The sequence below is a fragment of the Kitasatospora sp. NPDC057223 genome (genome assembly GCF_042669755.1).
GTDB lineage: Bacteria > Actinomycetota > Actinomycetes > Streptomycetales > Streptomycetaceae > Kitasatospora.
The window spans coordinates 1-21502 of record NZ_JBHUWW010000083.1 but is presented as its reverse complement, the minus strand read 5'-3'; the positions used below and the strand labels follow the sequence as shown (position 1 = coordinate 21502).

Here is a 21502-nt window from a genome sequence, read left to right as displayed (position 1 = left end):
GTGTCACTGCAGGCCGTTGGAGACCGCGGCCATCAGCTCGCCGTTCGCGGTGTCGCCGTCGAACGACCACACCATCGCGCCGGCCAGCCCCTGGGACTTGATCCAGGCGGTCTTGCGGGCGATCTCGGTCGGGTCGTCGTAGGTGTAGAAGACCGAGCCGTTGTAGATGTACGCGAAACCGGCCACCGGGTCCCGGTAGATGGTGTAACCACCGCTCGTGGCCATCTCCTTGAGCTTGTGGTAGTCCTCGTACCCGGCCTCGTAGGTGCCCGGGCCGGGGCCCGTGCCGGTTTGGAAGAGGCCGTTGGTGGTGCCGCGCGGCACGCCCGTCCAGCCGCGTCCGTAGAACGGGATGCCGAGCGTCAGCTTGCTCTTCGGGGCGCCGCCGTTCACGTACGCGTTGATGGCGATCTCGGAGCTGAACCGGCGGTCGGCGGTGCTCGGGTCGCCCGCCGCGACCTTGAGCGCGGACTGCTGGTTGGCGACGGTCTCCCAGCCGCCGTGGTAGTCGTAGCCCTGGATGGTCGCGAAGTCGAACGCGCCGAACAGGCCGGGGATGTCGATGCCCGCGGAGATCTTCTGCGGGTCGGCCGGGAGGAACGCGCTCAGCGTGTAGTGCTTGCCGTTGGTGGCCCCGAGGGCGTCCAGCTGACGGCGGAACTCCTGGGCCAGGAGGGTGTAGTTGGCCTTGTCGGCGGGCCGGTAGACGTTGCCGAGGTGGCCGTCGGAGTTGGGCCACTCCCAGTCGAGGTCGATGCCGTCGAAGATGCCCGCGGCGCTGCCGGCGCCGCCCCGGCCGTCGATGACGGGCAGGTTGCCCTTGATGTACAGGTCGATGCAGGAGCTGACCAGTGCCTTGCGCGAGGCGTCGGTGGCCGCCGCGTCGGAGAACCACTTGCTGTAGGACCAGCCGCCCAGCGAGATCTGCGTCCTGAGGTTCGGGTACTTGGCCTTGAGCTGCTTCAACTGGTTGAAGTTGCCCGCCAGTGCCTGGTCCCAGGTGTCGGTGGTGCCGGCCACCGAGCTGCCCGCGTCCCACCCCTTGCCGAAGTCGGCCCAGGCGTCGCCCGCGCCGTCACCCGCGTTGGGGTCGGAGTCGTTGCCGGCCGCCTTGTTCGTGATGAAGCACTTCTTGCTGTTCGGGTCGATGTTGGCGAACGCGTAGTTGAGCGTCGTCAGCCGCCCGGCCGAGCCCGAGGTGTCGAGCTTCTTCACGCTGTACCCGCGGGCGTAGATGCTCCACTGGGTGAAGTAGCCGATCTTCAGCGCGGGGCCGGGATCGCCGCCGCCGGTCTGGGTCCTCGCCGTCACCGCTCCCGAGGCCGCGGAGACGTTGCCGGCCGCGTCGCGGGCCTTCACGGTGAAGGTGTACGAGGTGTTGGCGGCGAGGCCGCCGACGGTGGCCGAGGTGCCGGTCACCGTGCTGGCGAGCGCGCTGCCGTTGTAGACGTCGTACGCGGTGACGCCGATGTTGTCGGTGCTGGCCGCCCAGCTGAGCGCGATGCTGTTGGCGGTCGTGGTGCCCGCGACCGGGGTGCCCGGGGCGGAGGGCGCCGTGACGTCCGGGACGGTGGTCGGCGGGGTGGTCACACCGAGCGGGCCGGCCGCCGCCGAGCGGTTGCCCGCCGCGTCGAAGGCCTGCACGGTGAACTGGTACGCGGTGGCCGCGGTCAGTCCGGTGACGTTGGCCGAAGTCCCGGTCACACTCTGGTTCTTGACGCCGTTGAGATAGACGTCGTAGCCCGTCACGGCGGTGTCGTCGGTGCTCGCCGTCCAGGCCAGCGCCACGCTCGTCGAGGTGCTGCCGGTGGACCTCAGGCTGCCCGGCGTGCTCGGCGCGGTGGTGTCCGTCCCGGTGCCGCCGGTGCACGGTGCGCCGTTCAACTTGCAGTTGGCCAGGGCCTGGTAGCTGCCCGAGTAGGCGATGTTGAACCCGAAGTTGTACGAGGCGCCCGGCGCGAGGCTGCTCGCCCAGCCGGGGTTCTTGACCGTCACGTGCGAGGCGGCGGTGGTGTAGGTGGCGTTCCAGAGCGAGGCCACGGTGTTGGCGGCCGGGAGGTCGAACTCCAGGGTCCAGCCGTTCAGCGCGGTGCTGGAGCCGTTGGTGATGGTGTAGCTGCCCTCGTAGCCGCTGCCCCAGTCGCTGCCCTTGGCGAAGGCTGCGGTGGGGGAGGCGGCGTGCGCGGCGGTGGCGGGGAGCGCCACTGCGACCAGCGGGGCGAGGAGGCTCCCCGCTGCCAGGAGGGAGAGACGGATCCGACGTCTGCGCATGGGTTTGGCTCCTGTCCTGGGGCGGTCCGGACCTGCCGGGCCGGCCCCGTTACCTGTGGGGAGGTGTCAGGTGCGTGGAGCAGTGTGCAGAACTCCGGCCAGGGGGCAGCGCGGAGCGGGAGCCTCGGGCCGTCGGGTTGCCGTGGAGGTCCTGTGCTCACCGAGGTTAGGGAGCCCGGAGTCAACTGGCAATAGGTCTGTACCACTTGGGCCGTGAACCTGTCACTCCGGATCGGCCCCGGCCCGCTTGGTGACCGACCGTCAGGCGGCGGGCGCGAGCGGCTCCGTCTCGGCCGGCCGGTCGGCGGCGGGCCGCACCCCGCGCAGCAGCAGCGGCGCGACCACCGCGCCCAGCACCATCGTCACGGCCCCGGCCAGGGCCGCGACGTGCAGGCCCGAGGTGAACGCCGAACGGGCCAGCTGCGTCACCAGCTCCCCGGCCTCGGCGGGCAGCCGGCCGGCCACGTCGAGGGCGCCGCTGAGCGTCTCGCGCGCCGCCGCCGGGGTGCCGGGCGGCAGGCCGTCGGTGACCTCGGCCCGGTACACGGCGGTGCCGATGGTGCCGAGCACCGCGATGCCCAGCGCGCCGCCGAACTCCTGGCTGCTCTCCAGCAGCGCCGCCGCCGAGCCGGCCCGCGCCGCCGGTACGGAGCCGAGCGCCAGGTCGGCGACCAGGCTCATCGCGGCGACCATGCCGAGGTTGGTGAGCGTCACGCCGCCGAGCGCCACCCAGAGCGGCGAGTCCGTCCCCAGCCGGGACAGCACCGCGAACCCGCCGACCGCCACCAGGAACCCGCCGCTGATCACCCGGACCCGGGAGAAGCGCGAGGCCAGCGCGGCGGCCCCCGCCGCGGACGCGCCGATCAGCACCGAGGGCGCCAGGCACCACAGTGCGGCGGTGAGCGGGCTGAGGCCGAGCACGGACTGCAGGTACTGGGTGGAGAACAGGACGAAGCCGATCGTCGCGAACATCACCAGCGTGTTCACGGTGATCGCGCCGCTGAACCCGCGGTCGCGGAACAGCGCCAGATCGATCAGCGGGTCGGCCGCGGTGCGCAGCCGGCGGACGAACACCAGGCCGACGGCGATGCCCAGCACGAGCGCCAGCACCGGTACCGCGTCGAACCCGTCGGCCGCGCCGCGCTTGAGGCCGTAGACCACCGGCAGGACCGTCCCGAGCGAGAGCAGGGCGCCCGCCAGGTCGAACCGGCCCGGTGCCGGGTCCTTCGACTCCGGGACCAGCAGCGGGGCCAGTGCCAGCAGCAGCACCATGGCGGGGGTGTTGACCAGGAACACCGAGCCCCACCAGAAGTGGTCGAGCAGCACCCCGCTGAGCACCGGGCCCAGCGCGATCCCGCCCGCCATCGCACCCGTCCAGATCGAGACGGCCATGGTGCGCCGGCGCTCGTCCGGGAAGATGTTGCGGACCAGGCCGAGGGTGGAGGGCATCAGCGTGGCGCCGCCGATGCCGAGCAGCGCCCGGCAGGCGATGAGCAGGCCGGCGCTGTCCGCGTAGGCGGCGGCGACCGAGGCCAGTCCGAACGCGGCGGCTCCGATCAGCAGCAGCCGGCGACGGCCGATCCGGTCGCCGAGCGAGCCCATCGTCAGCAGCAGGCCGGCCAGCACGAAACCGTAGACATCGAAGATCCAGAGCTGCTGGGTCGCCGTCGGCGCGAGGTCGCGGTTGATGAACGGGACGGCGAAGTAGAGCACCGAGACGTCCATCGAGACCAGCAGCAGGGGCAGCAGCAGGACGGAGAAGGCGATCCACTCGCGCCGGGACGAGCTGCGGGCGGCCCGCGCGGCGGGGGCGTGGGCGGGAGGTCGGGCGGTGGTGGGCATGGTTCCCCCGGGCAGGTCGGTGCGTACGGCGTACGCTCTGATGCGTACAAGGTAAGCGTCCGGTGGTCCGTCGCGCAAGAATGCTGGAATTACTGCTGGTTTCTGGGCTAGTGCACTAGGGCGCCTGGGTGCCTTGCGGTGCCTTGATGCCCTGCTTGCCGGTCGGTGAGCGGTAGTGCACTAGTACACTGTGACCGCCCGGCCGACGAAGGAGAACCCGGTGACCGAGAGCGCCGCCCAACCCGTACCGCCGTCCGTCAGGATCCTCACCGAGCTGCGCCGCCGGATCGCGGCCGGCGAGCTGTCCCCGGGCGACCGGGTGCCGTCGACCCGCCGGATCACCCAGGAGTGGGGCGTGGCGATGGCCACCGCCACCAAGGCGCTCAGCACGCTGCGCCAGGAGGGGCTGGTGCGGGCGGTGCCGGGCGTCGGCACGGTGGTGGCGGGGCCCAGTGCCGCCGCACCGGCGCCGTCCGCACCACCGCCGTCCGAGCCGCCCGCGCCACCGGCGTCGCCCGCACCACCCCCGCAGGGGGGCGCTCCCGCGACTGCGCCCGTGCGCCGGGCGCGCGGCGCGGAACGCGAGCTGACCCGGGAGCGGATCGTCCGGGCCGCCGTCGGGATCGCCGACGCTGAGGGCATCGGGGCGCTGGCGATGCGCCGGATCGCGGCCGAACTCGGCGCCGCCACCATGTCGTTGTACCGCCACGTCGCGGACAAGGACCAGCTGGTGCTGTTGATGATGGACCAGGTCATGGTCGACAACCCGCTGCCCGAGGCCCTGCCGCCGGGGTGGCGGGCCGGTCTGGAGACGATCGCGCGCACCCAGTGGCAGATCTACCGGCGCCACCCCTGGCTCGCGGTCGTGATGTCGTTCACCCGGCCGGTGCCCTCGCCCGCGGCGGCGATCCACACCGAGCGCTCGATGGCCGCGCTGGCGGGTCTGGGGCTCGGCATGGAGCAGATCGCCCAGACGGCGGTCACGCTGGCCGGCTACGTCTGCGGGCTCGCCGTCAACTTCGAGTCGGAGGCGGCCGCGGAGCGCGACAGCGGGCTGTCCTCGGACGAATGGCTGGCGATGACCGAGGGCGAGGGGGACCTCGGGGCGCTGGTGGAAGCCGGGGAGTTCCCGATGTTCACCGCCCTGGCCGAGGGGCCCGAGATCGACCTGAGCCTGGACGGCCTGTTCGAGTTCGGACTGGCCAGAATGCTGGACGGCGTCGGCCTGCTGATCGCCGGGAGGCCGGCCGGCTGAGGCGCCCACCGCCCCGCCGGGCGCCGGCCAGGCCCTCGCCCGCAGGGGCGTCCGGCCGGAGCCCGCTGACGTGCCGTGGGCCGCCTCCGTCCACACGGCGGCGGCCGGCCCCTGGTGCGGGACCGGCCGCCGGGGCGTACGGGATCAGCCGAACGGGCTCGGCGGCGGCTCGGCTGCCGGGGCCTCCTCGGGAGCCGGTGCGGCGGGGGCGGTGTCGGCGCGGGGTGCGAAGGGGTTGAAGTCCGGCGGCGGGATCCGGACCGGGGTCCGGGTGACCGGTGCGCCGGCGGCCGGGGCCGTGGGCGGCGCGGCCGGCCTCGGCGGGGCGGCCACCGGGGCCGGTGCGGCGGCCGCCGGAGCGGCCGACGGCAGCTTGGTGCCGAACGGGTCGGTCGGCTGCTCCACCGTCACCGTGCCGAACGGGTCGGTGGCCTGGGCGGCGGGGGCGGCCGGGGCGGCGACGGGGGCGGGTGCCGTGGCGGCGCCGTCGGGGCGGGGTGCGAAGGGGTTGAAGTCCGGCGGCGGGACGCGCACCGGGGTGCCCTTGGGCGCCTCGCCGTCGGCCGCGGCCCGGACCTGGGCGGGCTGGGGAGCGAAGGGGTTGAAGTCCGGCGGCGGGATCCGCACCGGGGTGCCCTTGGGCGCTTCGTCGTCCGCCTGCGCGGGGGCCTCCGGCTGCGCCTGGACCTGGGCGGGCTGGGGTGCGAAGGGGTTGAAGTCCGGCGGCGGGATCCGTACCGCGGTGCCCTTGGGCGCCTCGGCCTCGACCGGCGCGGCAACGGGGGCCGGGGCGGGCTGGGCAACCGGAGCCGGCTGGGCAACGGGGGCCGGTGCCGGTGCCTGGACGGGGGGAGCGGCGACGGCCTGCGCCGGGACGGGTGCGACCGTCCGGGCGTCCACGCCGTCCCAGGCGAACTGGACGCTCTTCAGCATCTCGGCCACTACGCCGGCGTACAGGTCCCAGTCCTGGGCCTGCGCCGTGGCGAGCTGCACGCAGAGCACCGAGGCGCCGTCCGGCAGCGGGACGAAGGCCTGCACGACCGACGTCACCGCCCAGCGCCGGCGGCCGTCCGCGGCGAGTGCGCCGGGTACCGGCACGGTGCGGCCCTCGACCAGTACGGCGGCGGGCCCGGCAGGCAGCAGCACCGTCCAGACCTCGGCGTGCGGGCGGGCCGTGGCGAGTTCACTCGCCAGCACCTGGATCGGGCTCTGCTGCCGGGCGAGCGAGACCACGAGCGAGGCGTCGCTGGGCCGGCCGTCCACCTTCAGTGCCGACAGGCCCGCGAACGCCACGCCGGAGGCGCTGATCAGGTCCGTGAGGCTCGCGCCGACCACGGCGAAGTCACGCCGTTCGGCCGGGCCCGCGCCGCTGAACACCTCCTCGGCGACCTCCGCGAGATGCCCGGCCAGGTCGGCGTCGGCGTCGGGGGCGGTGAGCGGGTGGAAGGCCGAGGGGACGACCAGCCGGACCTCGGCGCCCGATCCGGCCGCGAGCGTGGCGGACTGCCGGGTCTGCTGTCCGCTCGCGAGGGCCGCCAGCGCGGCGGCGAAGGGCGGGCGCAGCTTCGGGTCGGCGACCTCGCCGGACACCGGCAGTTCGAACAGTGCGGCGGTCGGCCCCTCGGCACCCGGCGTCGCGCCGCGCACCGCGCCACCGCCGAAGCGCGACAGCAGGGCGGTGGCGGCGGCGGTGCTCACACCGCTCGTCCGGACGGGGCCGCCGGCGCGGGCCGTGCGGGCCGCGACGACCGTACCGAGGCGGTGGACCGCCTGGTGGGCCGCGCCGCGCTCGGCGAGCCGGACGTCGAACAGTGCCTCGGCCACCGGGTGCACCCGGCCGCGCAGGGCGGTCAGGGAGCTCGCCGAGTAGCGGGTCGTCCGGTGGTCGAGCAGGGCCTCGGCGAGGGTGCCGAGGGTCGCGGAGACCTGCTCGGCCGCCGCGAAGGGAGCCCCGTCCCCGTCGGTGTAGCCGTCCTGGGTCATGGTGGCGAGCCCCCCGCTCTACTGCGTGTCGTGATCGTCTGAGCCGTGCTCAATTTCTACCAGATGCGGCCCGTCCGGCAGAGACCGACCGGCAGTTGGGGGGCGCGTTCAGGGCGTCGTCCCGGCGTCCGGTCCGGCGAGCGCGGCGACGGACTCGGCCAGGCCCGGCACGGCGAACAGGCCGGCCAGTTCGCGCACGAGGCGTCCCGCCGGGCCGTCCGGCCGCTCGTCGGCGAAGAATCCGGCGAGTTCGGCGGCCAGTGCCGGTTCGCGGGCGGCGGTCAGGGTCAGCGAGGCGATGAACTCCTGCACCAGGCGCAGCTGCAACTCCTCGCGCGGCACGGTCCGTTCGGCCAGCCATTCGAGCGAGGTGATCTCCGCGTTGGCGATCCACGCCCGGACGGTCAGCCGCAGGCCGGCGCTGGGCGCCGGGACGGCCAGGTGGAGCAGGATCTGGTCGTGCGCGGCCCGCCGGACTTCGTCGATCACGGCGTTCGTCCCCGGGCTGGCCGCGACCGACCCGCCGCGCAGCAGCGCCGCGAAGCCCGGGCCGTGGCTCTCCACGTAGTCGAAGTAGCGCCCCATCACCCGGAACAGCCGGTCGGACAGCGGCCCGCTGGCCGGCTCCTCGAACCTGCCCGCCAGCTCCTGGCCGGCCCGGCGCAGCGACTCCTCGTACAGCGCCTGCTTGCCGGGGAAGTAGTGGTACACCAGCGGACGGGAGGCACCGGCCGCCGCCGCGATGTCGTCGATCGACACCTCCTCCGGCGGGCGGCGGCTGAACAACTCCAGTGCGACGGCGATCAGCTGCTCGCGCCGCTCGTCCACGCTGAGCCGTCGCCGGGGCCGGCTGTCGCCGGGCGCGCCGGCGGCCGCGCCGGCCACCGTGCCCGGCGCGGCGCTCGCGGCGAACGTGCGGGCCGGGCCGTCGGCCCGGGGTGCCACCGGCGGTGTACGGGAAGCCATGGCGCCACCCTATCCGGCCGGCCGCTCCCGGCCCCTGGCCCCGAGCCCCGACCGCTGGCACCGGCTCCCTGGCTCCGGCCCCAGGGGTCCCGGCCTCCCGCCCCGGCGGTCAGGCGTGCACGTCGAGCACGGCCTTGCCCGTCACCCGGCGGGCGGTGAGTTCGCCGGTGGCCTCGGCGGCGCGCTCCCAGGAACCCCGCCAGCCGATCCGGGGTGTGAGCCGGCCCTCGGCGAGCAGGCCGATCAGGGTGACGAGGTCCGGGCCGGGGTCGGCGGAGTCGCCGAAGGTGCTGAGCGTCCTGGCCCGGCCGGGGGCGAAGGTCGAGTAGGGCGGGAGGACGGCGGCCTCGCCGCCGGCCCAGCCGATGCTCTGCAGGCTGCCGCCGGGGGCGAGCAGGTTCCAGGCCGCCACCAGGGTGGGGCCGCCGACCGTGTCCAGGACGAGGTCGACGGGCCCGTCGACCTCGTCGAGGCCGGTCACCACCTGCCGGGCGCCCAGCTCCGCCAGCCCGGCGCCCCGGGCCGCCGAGCCGACCGAGGCGATCACCCGGGCCCCGCCGAGCGCGGCGAGCTGCACGGCTGCCCGGCCGACGCCGCCGGAGGCGCCGGTGACCAGGACGCGCCCGCCCGCCAGGGGTCCGCCGGCCCGCAGGGCGCGCAGCGCGGTGAGGCCCGCCAGCGGTACGGCGGCCGCGTCGGCGAGGTCGACCGGCTCGGGTACCTCGGCCAGTTCGGTGGCGGTGACGGCGAGTTGTTCCGTCCAGGCGCCGACGGCGAAGACCGCCACCCGGGCTCCGGCGGGCGGGCCGCTGCCGTCGGCGGCGGCCCGGGCCACCACGCCGGAGGCGTCGCAGCCGAGCACCGTCCCGGCCGGGCGGACGTCCGTCCGCAGGTCGCCGTGGTTGACGGAGACGTGCCGGACGTCGATCAGCGCCTGGTGCGGTTCGGGGCGGGGCCGGGGCGCGGCGGCGAACCGGAATCCGTTCGGGGCGTCGTGGGCGACGACCAGGGCACGCACACTCATCAGGGCTCCTCGGGGCATGGCGATGGACGGGCATGGCAGCCGGTGGGTACGGCGATGAACGGGCACGCCGATGGACGGGCACGGCGACGGACGGGCCGGGCGGCCCGTTCCGACTAAGCGGACCGTCGGTCCGGATGTCCGTGCGAGTACTGTACGGACCGGCGGTCCGTTTGTTCAACGGTCCGCGGTGACGAGCCCGGAGGGGAAACCGTGACGAGCGAACCGCGCCAGGAGCGTGCCGACGCGACCCGCAACCGGCGTGCCATCCTGCGGGCCGCCGAGGATCTGCTCGCCGAGCACGGCCTCCAGCACGTCTCGCTCGACAAGGTCGCCGCCGCCGCCGGGGTCGGCAAGGGCACCGTCTTCCGCCGCTTCGGCAACCGGACGGGCCTGCTGGCGGCGCTGCTGGAGGAGCGCGCGCTGCTGCTCGGCGAGGCCATCGCCGAGGGCCCGCCCCCGCTCGGGCCCGGTGCGCCCGCGCAGCAGCGGCTGCTCGCCTTCCTCGGCGAACTGGCCGGTCTGGCCACCCGCAACGTCGCCCTGTTCGCGGCGCACGAGCGCGCCTGCGCCGAGGACAAGTACGGGGACCCGACGTACCTGCGCTGGCACTGCCACGTCACCGCCCTGGTCGCCGAGGCCCGGCCCGACCTCGACGCGGACTTCGTCGGGCACACCCTGCTCGCCGTGTTCGATGCCGACCTGGTGCGCCACCTCACCGCCGACGGCGGCTCCGCCCGGCTCACCGGATCGCTGCGCGCCCTGGTCACCGCCCTGCTCGGCGGGCCCGCCGCCGGGCCGTCGGATCCGGCGAAACGCTGATGCCCGGCCGCAGGGCCTGGCCATCGGCGTCGTGACCTGCTCGAATTGGGGGGTGAACGAAAGCCCTCCCGAGCGTGCGCCGGGCCCGGACGAGCGCGGCGCCCCGGTCGGCCGCCGCGTCGTCCTCGGCATGCTGGGCCTGGGCGTCGCGGGCGTCGCCGCCGGCCCCTACCTGCAGCGGGCGGCCGACGCCGTGCTGGCCGGGGTGAGCGACAAGGACCCGACCGGCCTCACCGGCCTGCTGCCCGGTGGCGGGTTCCGCTACTACTCGGTGGTGGGCTCCGTTCCCACCCGCACCGCCGCCGACTACACCCTCGCGATCGACGGGCTGGTCGACCGGCCGAGCACCCTCGGCCTCGCCGACCTCCAGGCGATGCCGCAGACCAGGATCGTGCACGACGTCCAGTGCGTGACCGGCTGGCGGGTGCCGGGCACCCCGTTCGAGGGTGTCCGGCTGTCGCACCTGCTGGACAGCGCCGGCGTGCGGCCCGGCGCGACCGCCGTCCGCTTCACCTGCTTCGACGGCAGCTACAGCGAGAGCCTCACCCTGGAGCAGGCCCGCCGCGAGGACGTCCTGGTCGCGCTGCGCATGCAGGACCGCCCGGTCACCCACGAGCACGGCGGCCCGGTGCGGCTGTACGTGGCGCCGATGTACTTCTACAAGTCCGCGAAGTGGCTGTCGGGCATCACCCTCACCTCCACCGTCCAACCCGGCTACTGGGAGCACTACGGCTATGACGTCGACGCCTGGGTCGGGAAGTCCAACGGACGGGACGACGCCCCCACCGGCTGACCGCCTGGCCCGCTTCGCCCGCCCCGAGCGGCTGGTGCACCGGGCCACCGCCGCCCTGATGCTCACCTGCATCACCACGGCGGCCTTCCTGTACATCCCCGACCTCTCCCAACTCGTCGGCCGGCAAAGGCTGGTGGTCGTCGTGCACGAGTGGTCGGGGCTGCTGCTGCCGGCACCGCTGCTGCTCGGCCTGCTCTCCCGGGCGGTCCGGGCCGACCTCGGCCGGCTCGGCCGCTTCGCGCCCTACGACCGGGAGTGGCTGACGGCGGCGCTGCACCGCTCGCCGCGCCGGCCCGCGGGCAAGTTCAACGCCGGGCAGAAGCTGTACGCGGCGTGGATCGCGGGGGCGGCCCTGGTGATGCTCGGCACCGGCCTGCTGATGTGGTTCACCCACCTCGCCCCGTTGGTCTGGCGGACGGGCGCGACCTTCGTCCACGACTGGCTGGCGCTGGCGGCCGGGTTGGTGGTGGCCGGGCACATCTGGATGGCCGTCCGCGACCCGGAAGCCCGGCGCGGGATGCGCACGGGCACGGTGGACCGGCTCTGGGCCGTCCGCGAACACCCCGACTGGGACGGCGACCGCCCCACGGACGGCTAGCCGACCGCGCGGTCAGCCGCGGTGCTCCAGGTAGCGCCGGTACGCCTCGCGGCCGTCCGGCACGAAGTCCCACTCGGTGAGGCGCTCGGCCAGCTCGGCGTCGGTGAGCCAGTCGTGCCAGGCGACCTCCTCGGCCTGGGGCGAGACCGGGCCGTCCCACTCGGCCTCGTAGACGTCGCACCACCAGGAGAGCGGGCCCTGTTCGAAGAGGTACTTGAACAGCGGGCGGGGCACGACGCCGGTGACGCCGAGTTCCTCCTCGGCCTCGCGCACGGCAGCGCTCGCGTAGCTCTCCCCGGAGCCGACCACGCCCCCGACGAACATGTCGTACGCCCCCGGCGCGAACATCTTGGTGTCCGTCCGCCGGTGCACGAAAATCCGCCCCTGCGGGTTTCGGACCAGGATGAAGACGCACCGGTGGGTGAGCCCCTGCCGGTACACCTCCGCCCGCTTCGCCGTGCCGGTCACCCGGTCCTGCGCGTCGACGACGTCCAGCAGTTCCTCGGCCGGGTCGACGGCGGCCGGAGCGGTGGCTGCGGGTGGGGTGCGGTCGTGGTCGCTCATGGCGTCACCGTACCGAGTCGGCGCCGCGCGGACGGCCCGGATAGGGTTTTGACGCGGCGGGCCGGGAATCGGATCATCCGATTCACCTGATGAGCGCCCGGCGGCCCGGTCGATCGGAATGAGGCGGCACGCGGTGGTGCAGATCCAGGGCTGGACGGCCCAGGGCTTCGAGCCCGTCCGCGAGGCGTTCGCCCGCAACTTCCGCGAGTACGGCGAACTCGGCGCCGCCTTCGCACTGCACGTACACGGCCGCCCCGTGGTGGACCTGTGGGGCGGCGACGCCCGGCCCGAGGTCGGCGGGCGGCCCGCGCCCGCCGTGCCGTGGGCGGCGGACACCGCCCAGGTCCTGCGCTCCGTCACCAAGGGCCTGACCGCCACCGCCGCCCTGCACCTCGCCCAGCACGGACACCTCGACCTGGACGCACCGGTCGCCTCCTACTGGCCGGAGTTCCGCGAGCACGGCAAGGGCGCGCTGCCCGTCCGCTGGCTGCTCTCCCACCAGGCCGGCCTGCCCGCTCTCGACGTGCCGCTGCGCCTGGAGGACGTCCTCACCTGGGAGCGGGCCGCCGCCGCCGTCGCCGCGCAGGCCCCCGCCTGGGAGCCCGGCACCGCGCACGGCTACCACCCGTACACCTTCGGCTGGCTGGTCGGCGAGGTGATCCGGCGGGTCAGCGGACGGACGGTCGGCCAGTACTTCGCCGAGGAGATCGCCCGCCCGTACGGCCTCGACCTGTGGATCGGACTGCCCGCCAAGGTCGCGCCCCGGGTCGGCCGGCTGGTCGACCTGCCCGCGCCCGAGGCCGCCCAGGCCGGCCCGGGCGGGCTGCGGGTGCGGCCCAAGCAGGCGGTGGTCGACGCCTACCGCGACCCGGCCTCGCTGACCGCCCGCGCCTTCGCCTCCGTCCGCTCCGTGGTGGACCTCAACGACCCGGCCGTGCAGGCCGCCGAGATCCCCGGCGCCGGCGGCATCGGCACGGCCCGCTCGGTGGCCCGCTTCTACGCCGCCCTGATCGGCGCCGTCGAACAGCCGGGGGGCGAGCCGCTGCCGCCGCTGTTCGGACCCGAGCTGCTGGCCCGGGCGATGGGCCCCGCGGTCAGCGGGCCGGACCGGGTGCTGATCGTCAACTCGACCTTCGGCCTCGGCTTCTTCCGGCACGGACCGACCTCGCCGATGGCCTCGCCGGCGAGCTTCGGCCACCCGGGCCGGGGCGGCTCGCTCGGCTTCGCGGACCCGGAGCTGGGGCTCGGCTTCGGCTACGTCACCAACGGCATGCAGCCGGGCGTCACGGGCGACATCCGCTCCCGGACGCTGATCCGGGCCGTCCGCGAGTGCCTGCCGGAGACCGCCGGACGGGTCTGACACGTCTGACACGTCGGACAGGTCTGACAGGTCCGACAGTTCTTGGCGATCCGACGGCGTACCGGCCCGCCGGGCCCGGCCGGCCGGCCGGGCCCGACGGGCCGTGCCGCTCAGGCCTGACCGGTCTCGAACCGGGTGATCTTGCCGCCGTCGACCGTGAACCGCCAGGAGGTGCGCATCTCACCCCAGGTGTCGTTGCGGTAGTCGGCGATCAGCGCGCGCCCGGCGGCGGACTCGGACCGGACGTCGATGTGCCCGCGCGAGGCGAAGATCTCCCGCTCGGTCCAGTCGTCGACGTCGCGGTCGCTCCCGTCGTCGGACATCGTCGCGTCCGGCGCGAGCGTCTGCCGGAACGCCTCCCGGTCGCCCGCGTTGATCGCGGCGACCAGTGCGCGGACCGCCGGGTCCGACAGTTTGTCAACGGCGATGGCCATCAGTGCTCTCCTCCGTGCTGGATGGGGTGGGGCGGGGGCCCCGGATCCACGGTGGGGGCAGCGGGCGGCCGCAGCCGTGATCCGTGCGCGGCGCGTCGGCAATTCGGAGGTTCTGTGTGCTTGTATCCCCTTATGGGTGAATCACGCACGGAAGGGACTCCGGCATGGGACCGGCCGAACTGCTCGTCCTGACGTTCCCGCAGGAAACCATCACCGTCGAGGCCGCCTCGGCCCTGGCCAAACTGAGCACGGGCGGTGACATCCGGGTGATCGACTCGCTCGTCGTCACCCGGCAGGCCGACGGCGAGGCGACCTACGGTGAACTCACCGACTTCGAGCACCTCAGGGGCGTCGTGCCGAACGGCCGCGCGGAGTTGCCGCTGATCGGCCCGGAGGACGCCCAGGAGGCCGCCGAACTGCTGGAACCCGGCACGGTCGCACTGATCGTCCTGATCGAGCACGTCTGGGCCCAGGCCGCCGCCGACGCCCTGCGCGCGGTCGGCGGCCGGATCGCCTCCGGCGTCCGGATCCCGCCGGAGAACATCGAACAGGCCGTACGCGCTGCCGAGGCGCAGCGCGCGGCCGGGAAGTGAGGACGCCGTGTTCCGACCCCTGCGCCCCATCCGGCCGGTCCGGGCCATGCGGCCGGTAGGCGCTCCGCTGGTGCGCGGCCTGGTGGTCGGCGGCGCCGCGTACGCGGCCGGCCGCAGCTCGGCCCGCTCGCAGCGGGCCGAACAGGACCAGGACGAGGCCATCGCCGGACTCCAGGCGGGCCGGCAGCAACAGCAGGCCGTCCTCCAGGCGCCGCCGCCCGCCCCGGCGCCGGTCGCGGCGCCCGCCGCACCGGCCGCCGGGCCGGACATCGCGGACAAGCTGGCGGATCTCGGCCGGATGATGCAGCAGGGCCTGCTCACTCCGGAGGAGTTCACCGCCGCGAAGGCCAAGCTGCTCGGCTGACGACGGCGCGGTCCGCGGCGTCTCGGCTGTGCCGTCGTGGTGCCTCCGTGGCACGTGGTGGTGGGAGGTCGGATCTCCCGCCACCACGTGCCACGCGGGCCGCCACCCGTCGGGCAGCCGGGTCCGGGGCCGGGATCGTCGGTGTGTGAGCGTCGGTGCGTGAGCGTCGGGCAGGCGGACCGGTCACGGGCGATCCGGGCCGGGGGGCGGAGTCTTCGTAGGACTGCCACGCACCCGAGGGCCGGGCTCAGGCCGTCCGGTAGCGCCCGGTGCGGGCTTCCCAGTGCAGGTAGCCGGCCAGCCAGGTGGTCAGGCCCTCCGCGTACCGCCGGGCCAGCATCCGCTGAGCCGGGTCGAGGCCCAGCGCCCGGTAGCTCTCGGGTAGTTGGGTCACCAGGTCGGCGCAGCGCCCCAGCATCAGCTGCGCCTCGGCGGTGACCACCGCGCAGGCCTCCTCGGCCGAGCAGTCGCGTTCGCGCTGGACGATCATCACCAGGTTGTTCACGTCGCCGGTCGGCGCCTCCTTCGGGTAGGAGCGGACGTCGTTGCTCAGCGAGGGTATGTCGGCCGCCAGTTGGCGGATCTGACGCAGCACCGGGTGGTGGTGCGCGGCGGCGGGGACGTCGAAGCGGCCGAGCCGCTCGATCATGTCGAAGATGGTCTCCATCGCGGCGGTGCCCCGTCTGAGGACGAGGTAGCCGTCCCGGTCGGGGGGTCTCTCGGAGACCCGGCCGGCCGCCTCCGCCGCGTGACTGGCGAAGTACCACTCCCAGTTGTAGGCGGCGCGGGCGCGCCAGCGCGCGGGCATGCCGGTGACGCTGCGCGCCCAGAGGTCGGCGAAGGCGGTCTCGGCGGGGGAGGCCGGATCGGGCGGTGCGCCGTGCAGTACGGCGGTCAGGCGTTCGCAGATGACCGCGACCTCGGCGGGCCGGCGTCCGAGCGGGCCGTCGAACTGGTCGTCGAAGAGGAAGTAGAAGCCCATCAGGTCGGCGGCGAGGGCGAGTTCGTCCGGCTCGGCGTCGGGGTAGCCGAGTGCGGCGAGTTCGACGACCTCCCAGTGCGCGTAGGCGGTGTGGCCGAGGTCGGTGGAGAGCAGCGGGTGACGTTCCAGCCAGGCGCGGTGGCGGCCTGCGGCCTCGGCGGCGTGGGGGCTGCGTCGGTGCGGGAAGGGGTGGAGAAGTGAGTCGTCGTCAGACATGGGACTCCCAGTGCTGCGGTGGGGGATTGGTCACACAACCGGAAGATCAACTGCGCCCCGAGGGGCCGAGGGTAGCCGATGGAATGATCGGACGTTAGGGATATCAGGGCAATTGCCCTGGGCATCGGATCCGAACCCTCGATCCAGCCTCAGCCAGCGCGAATGCCGCCCGAAGCGCCCCAAGCGGCGCTAGTGTCGGCGGCAGGGCCATGGATCGGCAGGACCATGGATCAGTGAGGCGGAGGGCGTGGCAGTGGCCGAGGAACGCGAACTGCGGGGCGGGACCGAGCGCGAGGCCGGGAGCGGATCCGGCGGCCCGGGAGGCACTCCCCGCCCGGCGGACCCTGCGGGTAGCGCCGCGGCCGCGGCCGGGACGACCCTGCACGACCGCGACTCCGAAGTCCGTTCGGCCGAGTCGGCGGTGGACAAGCTGTGCCGGGAGTTCGCGGCCGGCGGTACCGAGATCGGCGAACTGCTGATCTTCTCGGGCCAGGCCGGCCTCGGCAAGACCACCCTGCTGCACGAGGTCCGCCGCCAGGCCCACACCAGGGAGCGCTGCACCGTCCTGTTCGCCCGCGGCGGCGAGCAGCAGTACACCGAGCCGTACCACGTCCTGCGCCAGCTGCTCCAGCCGGTGCTCGGCGGGCTCACCGAGGCCGAACGGCAGGAGGTGTTCGGCAACTGGTACGACACCGTCGGTCCGGCCATCGGGCTGTTCCGCCCCGGCAGCGAGGCGGTCGCGATCGACCCGCAGGGCATCCGGGACGGCCTCGACTACGTGCTCACCCAGCTCGCGCCGCGCCGGGCACCGCTCGTCATGATCGTCGACGACCTGCACTGGGCCGACCTGGAGTCGCTCAGCTGGCTGTCGGCCTTCGCCGTCCGCTCCCGCGAACTGCCGGTGCTGCTCGTCGTGGCCTACCGCGAGGGCGACGAGTTCAAGCCGGAGGCCGTCGCCTTCCAGCAGGCCATCGCCGCCCAGGCCACCCGCCGGCACGAACTGCGGGCGCTCAGCCCGGACTCGATGTCCGAGATCGTGCACGCCGCGCTCGGCCCGGAGGCCGAGGAGGGCTTCTGCTACGAACTCTGGACGGTCACCCGCGGCAACCCCTACGACGCCGTCGCGCTGCTCGGCAAGATCATCGACAACGACCTGTCGCCGGTCGACGAGAACGCCTCCCAGCTCCGCGACCTCGCCGCCGAGGCACGCGGCATGACCCTCAAGACCTGGCTGGCCAAACTCGGCACCAGCACCCTCCGTTTCGCCTGGGCCGCGGCCCTGCTGGGCACCGACATCAGCATCGACCTCGCCACTCGCATCTCCGCCCTCAGCAAGGACGCGGCCGCCGACGCGATCAGGGAGCTGCACAAGCACCGCGTGCTCACCCAGATGAGCGGCGGCAAGCTGGAGTTCGTCCACCCGCTGATCGCCACCTCGATCTACAAGACCATGCCGGACGCCGCCCGCACCGCCATGCACGGCGTCGCCTTCACCGAGATCGAGAACGCCGGACAGGGCCTCATCGCCGCCTCCCGGCACCTGATCGCCACCCACCCCGAGGGCGACGACGCCACCGTGCGCAAACTGCGCCGGGCGGCGGCCGAACACCTCGCCATCGGCGCACCCGAGGCGGCCCAGGCCTGTCTGCGGCGAGCCCTCAGCGAACCCCCGGACAAGGACGACCGCGCCGAGGTGCTCTACGAACTCGGCTGCTCCGCCCTGCTGACCGACCCGGTCGCCACCGTCAACCAGCTGCGACTGGCCCTCGACCCGCACGAGGGGCTGCGCCCCGAACTGCGCGTCGACGCCACCTTCCGGCTCTCCGAGGTGCTCGCCCACAGCGGCGAGCTGAGCGAGGCCGCCCAGGTCTGCCGGGACGAGGCCGCGCGGACGTCCGACGCGGCGGGCCGGCTGCGCCTGGAGGCGGCCTCCTACATCTGGCAGGCCTTCCGCAAGGACGAGGAGGACGGCCCGGCCCGCTCGCGCCGGCTGGAGGAACTCTGGCGCGGCATCCACGGCCAGGGCTCCGCCGAGCGGGCCATCCGCGCGATCCGCGCCTGGGACCTCACCCTGCGCGGCGAGCCCGCCGCCGTCGCCCTCGCCCTGGTCGAGGAGGCGCTGCAGGACGGCGCACTGCCCGAGGGCCTGGAGTGGACCGGCACCACCTGGGGCTTCGAACTGCCCGCCATCATCGGGCTCACCTTCACCTACACCGACCGGCTGGCGCTCGCCGAGCGGCTCTTCTCCGACGCCATCCTGGAGTTCGAGCTGGCGGGCTGGAGCGGCGCGCACCGCGGCTTCGGCTACTTCCTGATGGGCCTGGTCCGGTTCCGCCGCGGCCTGCTCGCCGAGGCCGAGGACTTCCTCCGGGTCGCCCTGCGCCTGTCCGACCGGATCGGACCCGGCCTGCCGCTGCAGTGGGACGCCGTCGGCGTGCTGATCGACACCCTGCTCGCCCGCGGCCGGGTCGAGGAGGCCGCCGCCCTGGCGGAGAAGTACGACTTCCGTCCGCCGTACCACGCGACGGCCATGGTGCTGCCCGACGCCGCATCGCTGTACGGCAAGCTGATGCTGGCCCAGGGCAAGTACGCGCGGGCCGTCACCGCCCTGGAGCGCGCCGGGGAACAGCTCGCCGAGCGCGGCTGGCACAACACCGTCTGGGCACCCTGGCAGGGCCACCTCGCGGTCGCGCTGGCCGGGGAGGACCCGGCGCGGGCCTGGGAGCTGGCCGAGGAGTCGGTCCGCCGGGCGGAGGTCTTCGGCGCCGCCTCCGCGATCGGCACCGCGCTGCGCCTGCAGGCCACGATCGCCGACGGCCCGAAGGCGGTCGAGCTGCTGGAGCGCGCCGTGGGCCACCTCGGGCAGTCCCCGGCCGGCTACGAGCACGCCGTCGCGCTCGTCGACCTGGGCCGCGCGCTGCGCCGGGTGGGCCGGCTGGACACCGCCGCCGAGTACCTCTACCAGGGCATCGAACTCGCCCAGCACTGCGCCGCCGACGCCCTGGTGAGCACCGCCCGCCGCGAGCTCGCCAAGTCCGGCCTGCGCCCCAACCGCCTGCGGACGGTGAGCAAGGACGCGCTGAGCGCCCCCGAGCTGGAGGTCGCCGAGCTGGCCGTCAAGGGCGTCCCCGCACAGCGGATCGCCCATCAGCTGAACCTCTCGCTCAGCATGGTCCAGCGCCGGCTGGCCGCGGTGCACCGCAAGACCGGCACCGGGCCGGAGGGCCTCGCCGCCGCGCTCGGGCTGGACGACGAGGAACCCGGCAAGGCGGACTGAGGAGACGTCGGGCGGGGCGCGCGGGGTCGGTAGAGCCCGCACGCCCCGCCCGGGGCTAGGCTTGCCCATGAAGCGACACGATCGCTCAGACTCGAACAGATTTCGATGCGGGGACGCCGGCCGGCGCACCCCGGGCCACCACGGAGGAGCAGGTCATGGCGACGCATCGGGCGGACGTACAGGACACGAGCCCCTCGCCCGTACCGGGTAGGGACGCGCAGTCGCCGACAGAGGTGCGGCACGAGCCGTTCGACGACACCGGTGCGGGCTCCGCCATCGAACGCTGGACGCTGTCGGCCGGCCCGTACGAGGCGAGCGTGCTGACGCTCGGCGCCACCCTGCACACCCTGTGGGCCCCCGACCGGGCCGGCGACCGGGCCCAGATCCTGCTCAGCAGCGACGAACTGGCCCACGTACTCGGCCCGGCCCGCCACTACGGCGCCACCGTCGGCCGGTACGCCAACCGGATCGCCGACAGCCGGATCACCGTCGATGGCACCGACCACCCGCTCGCCCCCACCGGCAACGGCGTGACCCTGCACGGCGGCCCCGACGGCTTCGCCCACCGGATGTGGGAGCCCGAGGAGATCGAGGGCGGTGTCCTGCTGCGCCTGCACAGTCCGGACGGCGACCAGGGATTCCCCGGCGCGCTGGACCTGAGCGTCGCCTACACCCTGTCGGCGGCCGGGGAGCTGACCATCTCCTACCGCGCCACCACGAGCCGGCCCACCGTCCTCAACCTCACCAACCACGCCTACTTCAACCTGGCCGGCGAGGGCAGCGGCGACATCCTCGGCCACCTCCTCACCGTCGACGCCGACGCGTACACCCCCGTGGACGAGCGGCAGATCCCCCTCGGGCCGTACGAGCCGGTGAGCGGGACGCCGTTCGACTTCACCACCGCCCGGCCGGTGGGCGCGGCCATCCACGACGACCACCCGCAGCTGACCCGCTCGCGCGGCTACGACCACAACTGGGTGCTGCGTGACCGCGACGCCGGCGGTGCCCCGACCCGGGCGGCCCTGCTGGAGGCGGCCGGCCGCACCCTGGAGGTGCTGACCACCGAGCCCGGCGTGCAGGTCTACACGGCGAACTCGTTCGCGGGCGCGGTCACCGGCGCGGCCGGAGTGCCCTACGGCCCGTACGCGGGCATCGCCCTGGAGACCCAGCACCACCCGGACTCCCCGCACCACCCCGAGTACCCGAGCACCGGGCTGCGGCCCGGCGAGGAGTTCCGCTCCACCACCGTGCTGCGCCTCGGCGTCGCCTGACCGCCGCGCTCATCCGCCCCCGGCCGCCTGCCGCAGTTCCCGCCGCATGCACAGCCTCGGCCACCGGTCGAGGCCGTGCGCGGCCTCCTGCCGGCGGATCTCCCGCAGGCCCGGGGTGAGGTCCGCGTCCGCGAGCGGGCCGAATCCGCACCGCTTGTAGTACGGCGCGTTCCACGGCACGTCGGCGAACGTGGTCAGGGTGAGCGCGGGTGCGTCGGTGTGCGCCGCGAGATGGTCGATGAGTGCCCGCCCGAGGCCGCGCCGGGCGTACCCGGGATGGACGGACACCTGCTCGATGTGCAGGGCGCCGTCGACCGGTTCGGCGATCAGGTACGCCACCGGCCGGTCGGTCCCGTCGGCCACGACCAGTGCCGTCCCCCTGGTCAGGTAGCGGGCGAGCCCGGCCTCGGGCAGTGGCTCGTCGTCGGCGATCTCCGGCATGCCGATCCCCCGGAAGCCGGCCCCGGCCGCCCGTTCGATGCTGCGGAGCAGCGGCAGGTCGTCCGTGACCGCGGGTCTGATGCGCATCCGGCCAGTCTGCCCGGCCGGTCGCCGCGGCGGCCACTGGCATCCGGGCCCGCCGTCGCGCCGTTCCTCGACTACCGCCCGGCTACGCGCAGGACACACGGACGTAACGATCGCAGGATCTTGCAGAAAGTTTCTGCAAGCCCTTTCCGAAGCGATTGCATCGCTGTTACGTTCCTCCCCAAGCCCGGCGGCCGTAACGGCGCAGTCGGACGTGGGACAGCCATTATGCGCCGTCCACCCCCATCTCGGGCACCCCCACCTTTTCTCTAGGAGTTCTCATGCGGCGTGGCATCGCGGCCTCTGCCCTTGTTGCGGCCCTCGCGGTCTCGATGGCAGCCTGTGGCAGCAGCGGCTCCAGCAGC

18 protein-coding genes are annotated in these 21502 nt (G+C 74.3%); 9 read left to right on the top strand and 9 right to left on the bottom strand.

Annotated elements, in window-relative coordinates:
- Nucleotides 1-3: 3 nt before the first annotated feature.
- Both ACFUK0_RS25830 and ACFUK0_RS25825 read right to left on the bottom strand, forming a co-directional pair.
- Nucleotides 4-2271: a glycosyl hydrolase family 18 protein gene (locus ACFUK0_RS25830; protein ID WP_380254179.1), complete on the bottom strand. Its 2268-nt coding sequence runs from the start codon at nt 2269-2271 to the stop codon at nt 4-6.
- 261 nt (nt 2272-2532) lie between these two features.
- Entirely contained in the window at nt 2533-4113 is a 1581-nt protein-coding gene (locus tag ACFUK0_RS25825; protein WP_380254177.1) for an MFS transporter, read from the bottom strand.
- Between the two features lie 220 nt (nt 4114-4333).
- Here ACFUK0_RS25825 and ACFUK0_RS25820 point away from each other — a divergent pair, with 220 nt between their 5' ends.
- Nucleotides 4334-5368 carry a TetR/AcrR family transcriptional regulator C-terminal domain-containing protein gene (locus ACFUK0_RS25820; RefSeq protein ID WP_380254175.1) on the top strand — a complete coding sequence of 345 codons (1035 nt, stop codon included), beginning with the start codon at nt 4334-4336 and terminating at the stop codon, nt 5366-5368.
- A gap of 144 nt (nt 5369-5512) precedes the next feature.
- Here the strand turns inward: ACFUK0_RS25820 and ACFUK0_RS25815 are convergent, their stop codons facing one another.
- The 3 genes from ACFUK0_RS25815 to ACFUK0_RS25805 all read right to left on the bottom strand — a co-directional run bounded on the left by ACFUK0_RS25815 (nt 5513) and on the right by ACFUK0_RS25805 (nt 9335).
- Nucleotides 5513-7351 carry a hypothetical protein gene (locus ACFUK0_RS25815; RefSeq protein WP_380254173.1) on the bottom strand — a complete coding sequence of 613 codons (1839 nt, stop codon included), beginning with the start codon at nt 7349-7351 and terminating at the stop codon, nt 5513-5515.
- A gap of 108 nt (nt 7352-7459) precedes the next feature.
- Nucleotides 7460-8317 (bottom strand): TetR/AcrR family transcriptional regulator, encoded by an 858-nt coding sequence (locus tag ACFUK0_RS25810; protein WP_380254171.1) that lies wholly within the window; start codon nt 8315-8317, stop codon nt 7460-7462.
- A gap of 109 nt (nt 8318-8426) precedes the next feature.
- Complete coding sequence (locus tag ACFUK0_RS25805) at nt 8427-9335, bottom strand: zinc-binding dehydrogenase (RefSeq protein ID WP_380254214.1); 909 nt, start codon at nt 9333-9335, stop codon at nt 8427-8429.
- Nucleotides 9336-9551: 216 nt separating this feature from the next.
- Here ACFUK0_RS25805 and ACFUK0_RS25800 point away from each other — a divergent pair, with 216 nt between their 5' ends.
- From ACFUK0_RS25800 to ACFUK0_RS25790, 3 genes are read left to right on the top strand one after another with little or no spacing between them, the layout of a single operon-like run.
- Entirely contained in the window at nt 9552-10160 is a 609-nt protein-coding gene (locus ACFUK0_RS25800; protein ID WP_380254169.1) for a TetR/AcrR family transcriptional regulator, read from the top strand.
- A gap of 52 nt (nt 10161-10212) precedes the next feature.
- On the top strand, nt 10213-10953 hold the full coding sequence (locus ACFUK0_RS25795) for a molybdopterin-dependent oxidoreductase (RefSeq protein ID WP_380254167.1): 741 nt from the start codon (nt 10213-10215) through the stop codon (nt 10951-10953).
- The gene (locus ACFUK0_RS25790) at nt 10895-11551 is read left to right on the top strand and encodes a cytochrome b/b6 domain-containing protein (protein WP_380254165.1); all 657 of its coding nucleotides are present in this window, start codon (nt 10895-10897) and stop codon (nt 11549-11551) included. The genes ACFUK0_RS25795 and ACFUK0_RS25790 overlap by 59 nt, the downstream gene beginning before the upstream one ends.
- Before the next feature lie 12 nt (nt 11552-11563).
- Here ACFUK0_RS25790 and ACFUK0_RS25785 read toward each other — a convergent pair whose 3' ends face one another.
- Nucleotides 11564-12115: an NUDIX hydrolase gene (locus ACFUK0_RS25785; RefSeq protein ID WP_380254163.1), complete on the bottom strand. Its 552-nt coding sequence runs from the start codon at nt 12113-12115 to the stop codon at nt 11564-11566.
- A gap of 133 nt (nt 12116-12248) precedes the next feature.
- Here ACFUK0_RS25785 and ACFUK0_RS25780 point away from each other — a divergent pair, with 133 nt between their 5' ends.
- Nucleotides 12249-13475, top strand: coding sequence for a serine hydrolase domain-containing protein (locus tag ACFUK0_RS25780; RefSeq protein ID WP_380254161.1), 1227 nt, complete (start codon nt 12249-12251; stop codon nt 13473-13475).
- A gap of 110 nt (nt 13476-13585) precedes the next feature.
- Here the strand turns inward: ACFUK0_RS25780 and ACFUK0_RS25775 are convergent, their stop codons facing one another.
- A complete protein-coding gene (locus ACFUK0_RS25775; RefSeq protein ID WP_380254158.1) occupies nt 13586-13909 on the bottom strand; it encodes a nuclear transport factor 2 family protein in 324 nt (107 codons plus the stop codon).
- A gap of 164 nt (nt 13910-14073) precedes the next feature.
- Here ACFUK0_RS25775 and ACFUK0_RS25770 point away from each other — a divergent pair, with 164 nt between their 5' ends.
- A complete protein-coding gene (locus tag ACFUK0_RS25770; protein WP_380254156.1) occupies nt 14074-14502 on the top strand; it encodes a DUF6325 family protein in 429 nt (142 codons plus the stop codon).
- A gap of 7 nt (nt 14503-14509) precedes the next feature.
- Nucleotides 14510-14866: an SHOCT domain-containing protein gene (locus ACFUK0_RS25765; RefSeq protein ID WP_380254154.1), complete on the top strand. Its 357-nt coding sequence runs from the start codon at nt 14510-14512 to the stop codon at nt 14864-14866.
- Nucleotides 14867-15113: 247 nt separating this feature from the next.
- Here the strand turns inward: ACFUK0_RS25765 and ACFUK0_RS25760 are convergent, their stop codons facing one another.
- A complete protein-coding gene (locus tag ACFUK0_RS25760) occupies nt 15114-16064 on the bottom strand; it encodes a terpene cyclase (protein ID WP_380254152.1) in 951 nt (316 codons plus the stop codon).
- A 247-nt stretch (nt 16065-16311) separates the two neighbouring features.
- On the opposite strand from ACFUK0_RS25760, the gene ACFUK0_RS25755 reads away from it, so the two are divergent.
- Together ACFUK0_RS25755 and ACFUK0_RS25750 are read left to right on the top strand one after the other, a co-directional pair.
- Entirely contained in the window at nt 16312-19341 is a 3030-nt protein-coding gene (locus ACFUK0_RS25755; protein ID WP_380254150.1) for an ATP-binding protein, read from the top strand.
- Between the two features lie 155 nt (nt 19342-19496).
- Nucleotides 19497-20612: an aldose epimerase family protein gene (locus ACFUK0_RS25750; RefSeq protein ID WP_380254148.1), complete on the top strand. Its 1116-nt coding sequence runs from the start codon at nt 19497-19499 to the stop codon at nt 20610-20612.
- A 9-nt stretch (nt 20613-20621) separates the two neighbouring features.
- On the opposite strand, the gene ACFUK0_RS25745 is transcribed toward ACFUK0_RS25750, so the two are convergent.
- On the bottom strand, nt 20622-21140 hold the full coding sequence (locus tag ACFUK0_RS25745; protein ID WP_380254146.1) for a GNAT family N-acetyltransferase: 519 nt from the start codon (nt 21138-21140) through the stop codon (nt 20622-20624).
- Nucleotides 21141-21502: the final 362 nt, after the last annotated feature.

Bases quoted from the DNA above. Each gene is read 5' to 3' on its own strand.
- ACFUK0_RS25745 (WP_380254146.1), bottom strand. From the start codon at position 21,140: ATGCGCATCAGACCCGCGGTCACGGACGACCTGCCGCTGCTCCGCAGC.
- ACFUK0_RS25825 (WP_380254177.1), bottom strand. From the start codon at position 4,113: ATGCCCACCACCGCCCGACCTCCCGCCCACGCCCCCGCCGCGCGGGCC.
- ACFUK0_RS25785 (WP_380254163.1), bottom strand. From the start codon at position 12,115: ATGAGCGACCACGACCGCACCCCACCCGCAGCCACCGCTCCGGCCGCC.
- ACFUK0_RS25815 (WP_380254173.1), bottom strand. From the start codon at position 7,351: ATGACCCAGGACGGCTACACCGACGGGGACGGGGCTCCCTTCGCGGCG.
- ACFUK0_RS25775 (WP_380254158.1), bottom strand. From the start codon at position 13,909: ATGGCCATCGCCGTTGACAAACTGTCGGACCCGGCGGTCCGCGCACTG.
- ACFUK0_RS25760 (WP_380254152.1), bottom strand. From the start codon at position 16,064: ATGTCTGACGACGACTCACTTCTCCACCCCTTCCCGCACCGACGCAGC.
- ACFUK0_RS25830 (WP_380254179.1), bottom strand. From the start codon at position 2,271: ATGCGCAGACGTCGGATCCGTCTCTCCCTCCTGGCAGCGGGGAGCCTC.
- ACFUK0_RS25750 (WP_380254148.1), top strand. From the start codon at position 19,497: ATGGCGACGCATCGGGCGGACGTACAGGACACGAGCCCCTCGCCCGTA.
- ACFUK0_RS25810 (WP_380254171.1), bottom strand. From the start codon at position 8,317: ATGGCTTCCCGTACACCGCCGGTGGCACCCCGGGCCGACGGCCCGGCC.
- ACFUK0_RS25790 (WP_380254165.1), top strand. From the start codon at position 10,895: ATGACGTCGACGCCTGGGTCGGGAAGTCCAACGGACGGGACGACGCCC.
- ACFUK0_RS25770 (WP_380254156.1), top strand. From the start codon at position 14,074: ATGGGACCGGCCGAACTGCTCGTCCTGACGTTCCCGCAGGAAACCATC.